Below are 12,894 nucleotides of genomic sequence, written 5' to 3' on the forward strand. Positions count from 1 at the left end.
AACAAACGGTGTGGCCGTCACGGTTCCCGGCCAGAAGTCGCTGGCAAAAAAAGGGGCTAACTCAGATATCACTTCTCTGAACGGGCTGACAACACCGCTCAGCCAGGGGCAGGGCGGGACGGGATTAGCAAGCCCGTTTGGCACCGTCACCGGGTCGTTTTGCCAGGGCAATGATACGCGCCTGAGCACAATAGACGGGAAGTCGGGCGGTATAGTAAATGGTTCCGTGAAAGCGTCTGCCGTTTCTCCCGCTACAACACCGGCGAACGGGACAGCGACTAACGCGGAGCTAATCGGTTCAAGATTCCGCACTGGTGTCTATGCCGGGATTGATTTTTCGCTGTATGCGCAGGTTGTCCAGGGTAATGGCTCATACGGGATATTGCAACTGGCCTATGGCGGCAGCCCTGCTTACTGGTCATTCGCACAGTCTGGCGTGGCAACCGGCGTTTCATGGACTCCGACATGTGACGAACGACTGAAAGACCTGGACGGCCCCATCCCTGACCCGCTGGGAAAAATGGCTCTTATGCGAGGGCAATCCTGGCACTGGAAAACCAACGGCAGTTACGGAATAGGCCTGACAGCACAGGATGTGCAGCGCGCGTTCCCGGATGCTGTTGTAGAGACTCATGATGTGACACTGCCGGACGGTAGCGTGGTGAAGAATGTATTGTCTCCGGACTCCTACGGCGTGGCAGCAGCGCTGCATCATGAGGCCATTCTGGCGCTAATGGCGCAGATTGATGCATTGACCGCGCGCGTTGCTGAACTGGAGACAAAAAAATCCGAGGTACCAGCGGCAGAATAATCAACGCGTTATTCAGGTGAAAAAACGCCCGCTCGTCGCGGGCAAAAAAATCGGTTCTCGAGGAAATTCGCGACAAAAGTCATCGCAAGAGTGAGACTAACACAATAACGGAACAAAAAAAGCCCGCCAGAATCACATATGGCGGGCCTGGTCAAAAAGTTACCCAAACATCAGAAGAGCGCAATACTACGTGCAGCGGTTAAATCATAATACAGCTTCAATGAGGGCCTGTGGTTTAAATAGTTACTTAAGAAAACAGTCATTCGCCGCTTCCCGTGTATACTGCAAGTAGATTTCAATAAGAATGATTATCATCTTACCTGAATTAGTTAGATATAAAGTGTGCATTTACTGACTGTGGTGCTGTGTCGGTGACAGAAATTGAATGTCATATCATTAATATCTGCAGAGCCTCGTTGCTCTCGGTCATCTCTTGTGCTAACAAATCGTAGACAGGGTGAGAGCGTCGCCAGACGCCATTTTAAGTAAATCAACATGTGAATTAATTCATATGTTCGAAAGAGAATCGTTATGAGTAAGGTCGGTAAACCAGTGTTCGCGGGACTCAGTGAGCAGCAACTTCATACTTTACTGGAATTGATTAGTGATGGTGTGTGGGACTGGAATGCGAATACTGGATACGTCTATCGCAATCCCGGCTGGTACAACATGCTCGGGTATCCATGTCACTCGCTTGCGAATAATGTTCACACTTGGGAAAACGTTATACATCCGGATGACTATTCGCGCGTAATGGCTCACTTTGAAGACTGTCTTAATCAGAAATGTGAGATTTACCAGATTGAATATCGTTGCCGCTGCCAGGATGGTAGTTATATATGGGTAGAGGATAGAGCTCAAATCATTGTTCGTAATGAAGATGGAACAGTGGCGAGAATGCTTGGTGCACATCGTAATATAGATGCAAACAGGCGCTTGACGTCAGAATTAAAAAAGGAAAAACAGACAATTGAAATGATTGTTGATGAGCGTACTTATGCGTTGTCTGAGCTTAATAAGCAATTAAGGCAGCAGGTGTATGAAAATCAGGAAATGGCGGAACGTGATGCATTGACCAAAGCAGCCAATCGATACCGTCTGGAAAAGACACTGCATGAGGAATTTAAAAGAGCACAACGGTTTTTTCATTCCCTTTCTTTAATTGTATTGGATATAGATGATTTTAAATTAATTAATGACGTTTATGGGCATGCTCAAGGCGATAATGTATTAGTAATGATTGTATCTCATATCCGAAACTACCTTCGTCCACACGATTTACTGGCTCGGTGGGGCGGTGACGAGTTCATCATTGTTATGCCTCATACCACCAAGGAAGAGGCTGTTGGTGTCGCAATGAATATCCAGCTAGCACTGGCTCATATTCATATAGAACCTGGTGACATAAAAAAACTGACAATAAGCTATGGAGTGGTTGAGTTAGAAAAAGGGGAAGAGCCAGATGATTTGTTAAAGCGAGGCGATCAGGTACTTTATCAAGCAAAAAGATCTGGTAAGAATACAATACTAACAAAATGACGCTTCTTTCTACTACAACCAGGGAAGACCCATCCATATTCAGTTTCGTCATATGATGACTATGCCCCGCCGAACGATGTTCTTGTCGCGTTCCGTGAAGCCGTTCAGCTTAACCCGAAGGGGTACATGTGTCTGAGGATTGCGGATTTTATCAGTAAATTACGGGCCTACAACCATCACTTAACAGAGCAAGACGTTAACTGGTGGATCGAACTGAACAACCCCAGCTTCGTCGATAAAACGCCAGATTTCAGCGAAAACCGTCTCTGGTTACTTCGCAATATGGGGATTGTCCGCTAGTGCAAACACTTGATGCGATTTGCGGCGTAAACGCCACCACGGGGCTGCTGCCTACAGCAACCGGCTATGCCGTCGTCGAGGCTAATCCTGGCAAACTGGAGCGGGGATGTACTGTCGTTCTGTCTCTGTATGGTCGTCAGCAGTTTGCGAAACTGATGGGGCAGGCGTTTATTACAGAAGACGGGGAAGCGATTGAAGGCGAAGCACTGGAGGCGTGATCGTCATTGGTCGAGTAACGTATTTTGTTAACCGGGCAGGGGAGAATGAACAACGTGATCGTGTTAAATCACCTGAATATAACTTTGTACTACTGTGTTGATTAATTTGGACTACTCCTTTTTATTTCTAAGGAAAATATGTCTTGCTTTCCATGCAGAATACTCTTTTAAAAGCCACCTGGAACTTCTTCCAAATTTAATTGGCGGCGGGAATTCATTCTTTTTTATTAATAAATAGAAATATCTATCAGAAAAGCCTGAATCGTTAGTGATATAAAGCATATCGATCAAAGATTCATCGGTCAGATTTGAGCGCATCTTCTGCATGGTTGTTCATTTTATGGGAGGTTTGTGTAAGGATGGATATAAATTACAAAAATAGCGAGGCAGATTAATGGAAAAGATTACCTTAACCAGAAAAGAGGCTGCAGAGTTGCTTGGAATTTCAACCGGCACTGTCACCCAATGGGTTGCCGAAGGAAGGCTTAAAGCTTATCGAATGAGTGACAAGCCGCAATCACCATACCTCTTCACCCGCGAGGATTGTATGGCCGCTCTTGTTGCTGTTCCAGTTGAGTCACGTACTGCGCGATATATTCCCAAGGTCGACTGGGTGCCTGAACCTACACCTATTCGATTAAAACGTGTTAACAAAGAGCTGGATGAGATATTGAAACCGAGAAAAAGAAAGAAAAACGTGTAGCCAAAAAGTCTCTTAGCTGACTGGTTGAGTGCGCTGGAAGACCTCAAAATGTGAATGAATAGACTATGTGGAGTGCTTACACTTGTGCCAAAGGGTCATCATGGAACATGTGATTGGCTCATCATTAGTTCCATTTCTTTAGCATAATGATTTTATAATTCAGATGGTTACGGTAGATGGAACAATCGGAACAACTGGAACATCACATTCTATGTATATAAGTGCTTTTTAATTGATTTCTGTATTCAGATAACATCTTACATTTATGAGCAAGCTGGGAGAGCTATCCTGTTAAGATAAGAGCTTGGTATGCCTTGAAATCTGGATAAAACAACCCCGAAAGAGTCGGGGTCGTTAGGGGGATACTGTTCAGTCTTTCGAAATAACCAGCCTCATAACTCTACAGAGTATTTTATTATTTCTTGTAAACTCTACTTTTCGCCATTTTTTGCCCTTCAATCCACTTGTCAATTTCTTCAATATTGTAGAAGCATGGACTGTTGTCCCACGGCTCGCCATCAAAAGAGACATGCTTGTACTCACGCCCCTCCATGAAAGAATATTCACGCGCCTTTTTCAGCGTTCCTTTTTTAATACCTTTCAAATCCATCAATTGTTGTTCGCCAACCCACCTTCCAGGATTGATTATTAAATTGATGTTAAGTTCTTTCTTTTCGGTATCCATAGTATTCTCCAGTTTGTTTTTTCATGTATTGAGGCTGGTATATTAGGCAATTGCAAGCTGCCAAATTCGTCACGAAAAAGTGATCTAACATCCGGGTGAAAAACAAAATGGGGGTACATTTGGGGGTATCTATAACTTATGGATCAGTATTTATGATTAAAAATCAATAAATTATAAGTTTATATCGAATCCTGTAGGGTCCATTTTCAAGTAAACTGACGTCAACTGACGTCAACTGACGTCTTTTTTTATGCCTAAAATTCAAGGTATTGGCTGAATTTAGCGCGTCGTTATTCTACCGAGCTCTACTCGTATCAACGTACATCAAGTAGTATTTGTTGGTATATGTGATGGTGGCCCTGGCCCAAAGGGCTCATGAATGCACGTCAGGTCTAAACTGCGGGGCAGGAGATAAAGCCCACAAGTTCGCTGACGAATCAGGGCTCTATCCCATGGCCAATACTCACGTTTAAAAGGACTCGCTTTGTGTGCATAGCACGATTATGCGAGATACTTACTACGGAATGGCTTATTTTATTCGATCAATAATATAATCATTTAATGACTGTGCAATAATCTTTGGCTGACTATCTGGCGATGTTTGATAAATAACACCGTGAGAATCTTGCCAAATGATAATACCATCGACACCTGTATTCTCAACGACGTACATGTTATGAGGTACATGAGTGTTCAATGCCCATTCTTGTTTCGTAACAGGAACAACATTTCGGTGTTCTGATTTAGCTATCCCGGTTAATTCAATACCATCAGCCATAATTGCTCCAAATGTTGATAAGTACAACCGGTACTCCTCAGCAAAGTTGACTCTCAATTGAAGCTCGGCATCTGTTATTTCAGTTTTTGATGCTGCCTTTAATGGTAGTAAGTTAGGTAATGTCTGGATTGTGTTTACGATTGCGTTCATTATTTATTACCTTCTTCTAAAAGGTTATCTGATCGGGATGACCAATGTTCTTTTCTCTCCTGAGACCAGGAGTTTCCCTCACCATGCACCTCTGTTTCAAGGGTATTATCATGCCAAAGGCTTTGATTTTTCTTTCCATTTTCATATTCACCCGTTCGATGCTCTTCTGCCGTTAATTCTACGAGCGGTGAATCCGCTTTCTGACCAAGATGGTGCAATTCAAGTGGCTTCCCCGTCTTACTATCCAGGGGAGCCAGTCCACGAGCGATACGGTCACGGTTAGAAATCCCATCACTATCCGTATAATCAAGGTCAATATTTTCCTTGATAAGGCATATCCGCCCATTAATTGTAACTTCGATCAATCCCGCATTCTTGAGAACTTCGTATTGCTTCATATTCTGGATGTTATCGATGATCACATCTGACCAACCCGTTTCCTCTTTGATAACGGCCTTTTCATCATCAGTTAATCCTTTATTTTCAGCAGAATCAGACTCTCCCTCTGCCTCTCCAGTGTCATGATGAGGCTCGACAAGCGTGAAGCCATGCCGCTCGATCAACGCAGCGCGAGTTGTTCTTTCAATAAATGCGATATCAGGCTTTTCAATCCCACCACTGATATTATATTCCCGTGACTCGGTCAGGTCGTGAATCACAGGGAGATCCTTCCCTTCCGGCAGATGAGGTGGCAAATCTTTATTGTCTTTAAGAATAAACTCGATCCCGCTGTTCATAAGATGCTACTTCCTTTTACCGCTGCCATTATCTCATTCATTGTACCAGAGGTGGTCTGCGTAAAATACTCGCGAATTGAAGCGCTTATATCTGTATCTTGTCTCAGAGAACGCTTAACCAGATACGTGATATTTTGCTTTGCATACGTTGCAATATTCCGGTTATAAAGTTTCAACAAACTTTCTTTTATCCCCTGGAATTTATCAACTGTAGGTAAAGAAAAGGTATCCTGTAATTTTTCGAAAAATGAATCATTTGGCAAAGCATCAGTACAATAAACGCCTCTGACAATCATTGTCAGTAAAACATCTGCAATGTAACCCGATATAACTTGCGAAGGATCCCGACATAGCACAAAAGAAACGCCCCTTTGAACCAGTAGGCTATTTATTTTTTTGAGAGTAAGACTGTACGATGTAAAGCTAATGTTAGCTGATTCGATAAAAAGAGTATTCATGAATGCGAAGACAATGCGTTTGGCTGTATCATCGTTATCAAGGGCAACACGCGCCAGGTTATTATTGATTTTTGAAAAACGACTGCTATTTTTATAGTACAAAGATTCATCGCTAACATAAACATCTAATTCCTGCTCGAACTCTTTCTCATTCTTAACTTTATTTGAAACTTTAATCAAGGTTGGTAATGACATTCCTTCTTTATGACAAAATGCATAGCCAGACTCGAGTGTCCCTAACTGTAATGCGTCATTCTCGGTTATACCGATGGTATTGGCAATTACCTTTTGATCATCCATAGAAACGATACGCTGAACAATTTTTGTCGACGAGTTTTTAATGATATCAGGGGCTAACTTGGTCGGGATCTGTTCAGCTACAATAACCCCTTGTCCATAAGATCGCATCTCTGCGATCATATTTGTAAAATGCTCGACGGCTTTGCCCTTAGGGTTACCAGATGCCTCTGTAGTGCGCTCCGTATCAACGTTCTTCAACAACCGATGTGCTTCTTCAATTACCAGTAGATGTTTTAACTCGGTCTTCTGATTACCGCTGATTTCTTTAGCAATTTGTCTGTATTCGTTTATGAATATAACCAATAAACCTACACTAAATGCTTTATCCGAATCATCAGCCAATCCTTCTAACTCAACAACCACATTTTTTTCAAGTAGTGTCGCAAAATCAAGATATTCATTCGTGTTAAAAGTAAAGCCTTTTGCGCCACCACATAAATTTTCCAAACGTACCTTAATTGCAGTCTTAACATTTCCTGCAACTTCACCATCGTACTTTAATTCCTCTTCTACATAACGCGCTATCTCATCCTTTAATTCTTGCATTGTCGGGAAAAGGTACTTGTGACTCTTAAGTGAGTATTTGTTTCTTGTATATTCAATATTGAAGAAGTCTGTTTCGCGCTGGCTATTCGTTAACATAGGATGGTATCCAAGGGTCAGATTCCAGCCTTTGTTTTCATATACTGTATGTAAGCATTTTTCCAGAATATAAGGCATTGGTCCGTAAAAAGAGAATGACGCATTGAATAGATCCTTTAAATAATCGATATGCGTCTGTGGACTCACTCCTGGTAATATATAAAAAGGATTGATTTGAGGGCAGTTCAGTTCAGGTTTGCCAAGTGTGTATACGGTAGTATCTACAGAAATATTACGATATTCTTTTTTTGCAGACTCAATAACTAAAAAAGGTTTTTTAGCCTCGATCAATATTTTCTTTACAGTAGTGGTTTTTCCGCTGCCAGTTATACCACAGATAAATGTATGCTTATTCAAATCAAGGGAGCTGAGCGCGAAAGGCATATTCTGGATGGGCTTTTTACCATCGGCCACAAAACCAATATTTATCGAATCTGAACCATTAATCGTTCGGAATAGCGGATAGCTTTTTTCAATACGTAATTCAAAATCGGGTACGGTTTCAGTCGGTAATGTACACATGAGCGCCAGCTCAGCTGAATTCATATATGAGCACAACGGATTTCGCTTTTCATGTGCTAAAAAATCAGGAATGCGTAGTACGTCTTCGGAGGATGGACTTAACTCGAATTCACGTAAAGGTAACTTATCCACATCTGGCCTGGACAACTCACCAAGAAGACAGGCTTTAATAATATTTTTTGATGTGTATGAATCAGCTGAGTACGAAATTGCGGTCTGCCATATACCATTATTTTGGCCGATTTTTAACCGTTCTATCGCTTTGTCTGCATAGTTAATAAGTTCCAGGGCAAAGCCATTTTGGATATCTCCAGCGATAGTTCCGCCATTTGTTATAGCTTCTGATACCGAATCGCTATATCCTTCTGAGTGCGTTTTTCCTCCCCCGATCACATTCCCAATCAACGTGCCAAGGCTACCGCCAACCACGGCTCCGATGCCAGTTCCGATCATGGGGATAAAGGATCCCGCTACCGCACCGACAGAGGCACCAGTAGCCGCACCGATTTGACCTGCCGTACTACTTTTTCCATCATTTACATTATCTGTATGTGAATGTGTTATGGAATAATTATTTGACCGTGCGATATTCCGTTTACTCACGGCAAAAGCCTGGTCTCTTATCGAAATAAGTTTAGAGATATCCGCAGAAACGTCGCTCACATTTACCGGCTTTGCAATAAATAGTACCGTATAATCATTACCATTCAAGCTGCGCATAATAGAAGATAAACTAAAGGATTGTTTTTTTTCTTGAATATAAAGCGAGGGAATGCCGGAAAGCACACCAGAAATCATTTGTGGATTCTTCCTTGCAGAGAAGTTAGGTGTATAACTGACCAACTCAATCCCTGAAAGCATTCCTTCTGTTATACGTTTAACACTTTCTACATCACGATTTGAATAAATGCCAAGAACGATATTAGTAATACCGTTGTGACTAACAAGTCCATATCCTACTGTAACATTTATAGAATGTAATGCAGTAAAGAGCTTTTCAATTTTTGAGTTTATTTCCTCAAAAGCATTATCCACTGATTCCGCGGTACAGCTACGGATACGAAAATAGGTCATCCCGTCAAGCTGAAGCGTACTGTGCTTATCCAGCATCTGTTCTATATTTTGGTTTTCAACGAGATATGAAGGATAGATCTGCTGCAAAAATGCTTCGGTTTGTTCACCAATCGTATTCGAATCAATGTCAAAGGTATTGCCATCAAACATATTATCAAGGCCGCGTATCTCATTGTTCATTTTACATTCCCTGGATTGTTTCTTTAATCTGCGCAACACGCATGTTGTAATAATCTTCTACACTATCAAACCAGTTAAGATATTGCTCTTTAGCCTCGTTGAGATATTTATCTACAGCAGAAGAAAAACGTTTTTTGCTTTTTTTGGGTTCAATGAAGAGGTAATCCATCATCGCTGCACCTATCGCAGCAGCAAAAAGCGCACTAACAGGAATAGGAACTAAACTTGATAACTCAAGTCCAGAGGAAACTATGACGCCGAGGCCCAGTACACCACCAAAAATAAGAACGCCACTACCGATTTTAAAAGCATGTATAATTCTGGATGCTTCCTGATAATTGACTGTGGCGGTTGTGGTGAACTGATGTTTATTTGTGATTTCCTTTCGTAAACCCAATGATGAGTATTCATTTTTTCTGGAAATATTATCAGCGAAAAATGGCGTGTTAAACAACGCGCGGTCTAACTCAAATAGCATATCACCAAGCATTAATTCGCTACGCGATGTGGTTTCTGAAATGACGCGCTGATAAATGTTATTTATAGCGTCGTTTAATGAACCCGTTTCATAAACTACTTCTTGTATATCTATCCGAAGATCGTTAAACATTTTATCAATTTTAGGGGCAATCATTTCACTGTACATTTTTAACGATACCTCCCTTTATCTTTTCAGCATCTGATTGCTCACTGGTAACATTTGCAAGTAAAATGGTCAGACCGTTGATTATTTCTTTTATCTGCTCGGCTGTTATTTTTGCTTCAATGATAATATCCAGTTCTTTCTTCTTAGTTCTGGCATTTTCCTTCAGTTCTGAAATATATCTGTCACTCACATTATCAACAAATGCAATAAGATTTTTAATCAAATCGCCCTTTATGTTTTGGAGGCGTGACAGAATGTTCGTTTTAATAAGATTGTAATGTTTCCCTCTGGAGTATATTGATCGCGTATGCGTCTCTTTAAATGTAACTCCCTCTTCATAGGATTGCCTTTCTGTTGCTTTAGATTCTGTTGATGCCTGGATTTCAGCAAAGGTACTTTGTGTGAAATTTGGACGTAGCCCCTCAAAAGAGATCGTATTATTATCACTTAACGAAACGAGTTCTTTATCAAATTCTGTAATAATATTTTCTTGTAATTCTTTCGCTAATATTTTGAACCCATCAATCTTTTTTATTGATTCTCTCTCCAGTTCGCTAAAAGCATCAGAGGAGTGTTCATCAATTAGTGATATTTGCTTTTTAAAGTCGGAAACTGCTTTTTCAGCCGAGCTACGAATTAATCCATCATCACTTCGAAAATGTTGCCTTACTTTATCAACGCCACTACGCATTTTATCTTCAAGAATATCTAACTCTTTTTTAGTTGTGGCTATCTTTATTGACAACTCAGTCGGATCTTCTGCTTTTTGTTGAAATATATCCATTTGAAAATTTAAATCACTATAAAGAGCTCTATAGAGATCACAAATGGAATCCAGCAATGATACCAACAAAATATAATGAGCCTTACGCCCGAAAGTCTCCATGGCATTATAGACTTGCTCGAAGCGAGATTTCTCGGAAAGGACCTTAATAAAATCGTTTTTGTCCCCATTGCCAAAAAGACCACTAACGTCATTGTACGCTTTCACAACAAAATCATCGAGAGTGCCAGCCTGATTTAACCGCCGAAGTTCGGCTTCAATTTCATCAATATTGGCGAGTTTCTTGGCATATAATTCAGCTTTGCTATCGACAAATAGAATATTACTTCGGTCAATATTGTTAAACTGTTGATAAGCTTCACCTTCTAATCTACGAAGATCTTCTGGCGTTACGTTCGTTGTGCGTGTAAGAATGAGAAACAGTGCATTTTTATTTCTCGCCACGCTTGCGTTTTTTATGAATTGATTAAACTGCGTTGATTCCAATGCCTGGCCGGATACTGGCTTTAAAAATATAATTGCATCGGCGTTTTCAATATACTGTGATGTAATTTCAGCAACCCCACCTCGGGCACAAACCCCCGGGCTGTCAATAATTTCTATACCACGCATTTCTTCACCGAAAGGAAAAACGACTTCGATTTTGGTGACAATGGTCTGCCAGCTATTTTTCCTTTCTTCGATGTATTTTTTTATTTTGCGGTTGTAGTCCTGCGCCGGGATGTTATGGATGTTAGCTTCCTGAACCTCTGGTGCGTTCAGAAAATCTTCCATCTCAGCTTTTAAAATATTGATCGAAGCCCCTTTATTTGCTGATCGTATTCCGGACTTAACAATAATTTCACTATTAATTGTAGGGACGGGTATATCCCGATACTCATCATCTAACGCCGCATTTTTTCTTAAAAATTCTCTGGCCTCAGCATCTCCGCGGATCTCCTTTTTGTTGCCATTCGCGTAAGTTGCCCTAACATAAAACTCTTCACCATTTTTGATTTCAATGATAGCACTGGTACATTGTTTTACATCCATGGGAAGAAGTTCAACGCCTAAATAAGCATTGATAAAAGTTGATTTTCCGCTTTTAGACTCACCCGCGATCATCAGGCTGAATCGGTCATTGCGAATTTTTTCTACTTTACTGCGGATATCAGTTAACAGTGGTTCTAAACGCTCCAGGGGACTTGGAACCCCTATGCGTTGAGCATTTTTTGTTATCTCTGCGACCAGATCTTCAACCTTTTGATGGGAACCCAGCACCTCATTTTTTCGCGATTTGTAGTCTGTGATCATTACTTTATCCTTAAGCGATCCAAAATATATTAATATAAAAGTTATTAGCTTGCCTTGATGCTACCAGCCACTAGTGACAGGATATGTCAGTAGTGGCTGAACTATCGAAACTTCTATATCGGCAAATCACAGCCCTTCCTTAAGGAAAATATTACTTATGTCGGGCTTAGATTTCTGAATAGAGCTGACTTTTGCGTCAGAATGAATAAAAACCAGGGAAACATTCGCAGGATGATGTGTTTTCCTGGTGATGGAGCAGAGGCAGTAAAGTGTTATAGAAATATGTGAGGGGCTGACCTGCTACAGTGTTTGGCGACTGGTGCGCCACTATAACTGCTTGCATCACTGTCCTGACACTGGAACCCCATCGTTTCGGTTATCATTGTGTGTTAACCGTTCTGCCGACTGGCAAGACAGGCGCTGTAATTTTGGGGTTCTTTTGTCGGAGAGCAGGCTTGTGGATCTGCTGATGAAAAACGGGTCACCATATTTAATTTACCCATGACGCATAATGGGACAACTTGATAAACAAGTCATATCGATTCGTAACCTACCCACCATGAAGTAATGAGTGATTCCGGATTGCCAACGCCCTTACCAATGGAGCAAAAAATATTGTGGCCCTTCTTGCCGACTCCGGCACTCACCGCGATAAAAGCGCGCTGAAGGAAAAGAGTCGTGGTTAGATAATTGCTGTTACCCTTTAAGACCATACTGATCAGATGATTATTACGTATGTTCGAATCCTGTCGGTTTTCATCCACACAACGATTCGTTAAACCTGATTTGGTATGGCTGTTCCGCTGCTCTTTGTGCAAACGCCTTTTCGGATCCTTTGCGTATTTCCAGCCGCGCATTGATGGCTTCTGCCGTAATAGCGCATCCTGTGTTTTCTAACTCCATCACTGCGTAACCGATAGCTTTCGCCATCTCCTCTTTACTCTGTTCTGTTGCTCGCATAAAACCACCTCAACGATAAGGGAATCCACTTTCTCTGACTATTACACCTTCATGCGCAAGGTTACCAGGTGGTTCGATTTGCTCAGGGTGTTCCATGGGCACTTTTGGTGATTA

The 12,894-nt window shown here is 41.5% G+C and carries 13 protein-coding genes; 5 read left to right on the forward strand and 8 right to left on the reverse strand.

What is annotated here, in order from left to right; translation table 11 throughout:
* The 4 genes from ABU190_RS24835 to ABU190_RS24850 all read left to right on the forward strand — a co-directional run.
* On the forward strand, window positions 1-811 hold an 811-nt coding region (locus ABU190_RS24835; RefSeq protein WP_354692643.1), incomplete at its 5' end, for a tail fiber domain-containing protein.
* Between the two features lie 531 nt (window positions 812-1,342).
* The gene (locus ABU190_RS24840) at window positions 1,343-2,350 is read left to right on the forward strand and encodes a diguanylate cyclase (protein WP_354692644.1); all 1,008 of its coding nucleotides are present in this window, start codon (window positions 1,343-1,345) and stop codon (window positions 2,348-2,350) included.
* 126 nt (window positions 2,351-2,476) lie between these two features.
* Complete coding sequence (locus ABU190_RS24845; RefSeq protein WP_354692645.1) at window positions 2,477-2,650, forward strand: hypothetical protein; 174 nt, start codon at window positions 2,477-2,479, stop codon at window positions 2,648-2,650.
* Complete coding sequence (locus ABU190_RS24850; protein ID WP_354692646.1) at window positions 2,650-2,868, forward strand: hypothetical protein; 219 nt, start codon at window positions 2,650-2,652, stop codon at window positions 2,866-2,868. The genes ABU190_RS24845 and ABU190_RS24850 overlap by 1 nt, the downstream gene beginning before the upstream one ends.
* Window positions 2,869-2,979: 111 nt before the next feature.
* Here ABU190_RS24850 and ABU190_RS24855 read toward each other — a convergent pair whose 3' ends face one another.
* Complete coding sequence (locus ABU190_RS24855; protein WP_354692647.1) at window positions 2,980-3,195, reverse strand: AlpA family transcriptional regulator; 216 nt, start codon at window positions 3,193-3,195, stop codon at window positions 2,980-2,982.
* 67 nt (window positions 3,196-3,262) lie between these two features.
* On the opposite strand from ABU190_RS24855, the gene ABU190_RS24860 reads away from it, so the two are divergent.
* Window positions 3,263-3,571 carry an excisionase family DNA-binding protein gene (locus tag ABU190_RS24860; protein WP_354692648.1) on the forward strand — a complete coding sequence of 103 codons (309 nt, stop codon included), beginning with the start codon at window positions 3,263-3,265 and terminating at the stop codon, window positions 3,569-3,571.
* Between the two features lie 415 nt (window positions 3,572-3,986).
* Here ABU190_RS24860 and xisR read toward each other — a convergent pair whose 3' ends face one another.
* From xisR to ABU190_RS24895, 7 genes are all read right to left on the reverse strand, one after another.
* A complete protein-coding gene (gene xisR, locus ABU190_RS24865; protein WP_354692649.1) occupies window positions 3,987-4,256 on the reverse strand; it encodes an excisionase family protein in 270 nt (89 codons plus the stop codon).
* A gap of 529 nt (window positions 4,257-4,785) precedes the next feature.
* A complete protein-coding gene (locus ABU190_RS24870) occupies window positions 4,786-5,184 on the reverse strand; it encodes an SMI1/KNR4 family protein (protein ID WP_354692650.1) in 399 nt (132 codons plus the stop codon).
* A complete protein-coding gene (locus tag ABU190_RS24875; protein WP_354692651.1) occupies window positions 5,184-5,921 on the reverse strand; it encodes an HNH/ENDO VII family nuclease in 738 nt (245 codons plus the stop codon). Before ABU190_RS24875 ends, ABU190_RS24870 begins: the two co-directional genes overlap by 1 nt.
* A complete protein-coding gene (locus ABU190_RS24880; RefSeq protein ID WP_354692652.1) occupies window positions 5,918-9,097 on the reverse strand; it encodes a hypothetical protein in 3,180 nt (1,059 codons plus the stop codon). The genes ABU190_RS24875 and ABU190_RS24880 overlap by 4 nt, the downstream gene beginning before the upstream one ends.
* A gap of 1 nt (window position 9,098) precedes the next feature.
* Window positions 9,099-9,743 (reverse strand): hypothetical protein, encoded by a 645-nt coding sequence (locus ABU190_RS24885; protein ID WP_354692653.1) that lies wholly within the window; start codon window positions 9,741-9,743, stop codon window positions 9,099-9,101.
* Window positions 9,733-11,820: a dynamin family protein gene (locus ABU190_RS24890; protein ID WP_354692654.1), complete on the reverse strand. Its 2,088-nt coding sequence runs from the start codon at window positions 11,818-11,820 to the stop codon at window positions 9,733-9,735. The genes ABU190_RS24885 and ABU190_RS24890 overlap by 11 nt, the downstream gene beginning before the upstream one ends.
* Window positions 11,821-12,576: 756 nt before the next feature.
* A complete protein-coding gene (locus ABU190_RS24895) occupies window positions 12,577-12,780 on the reverse strand; it encodes a hypothetical protein (protein ID WP_169039782.1) in 204 nt (67 codons plus the stop codon).
* Window positions 12,781-12,894: the final 114 nt, after the last annotated feature.

The organism is Phytobacter sp. RSE-02, from assembly GCF_040578655.1.
GTDB lineage: Bacteria > Pseudomonadota > Gammaproteobacteria > Enterobacterales > Enterobacteriaceae > Phytobacter > Phytobacter diazotrophicus.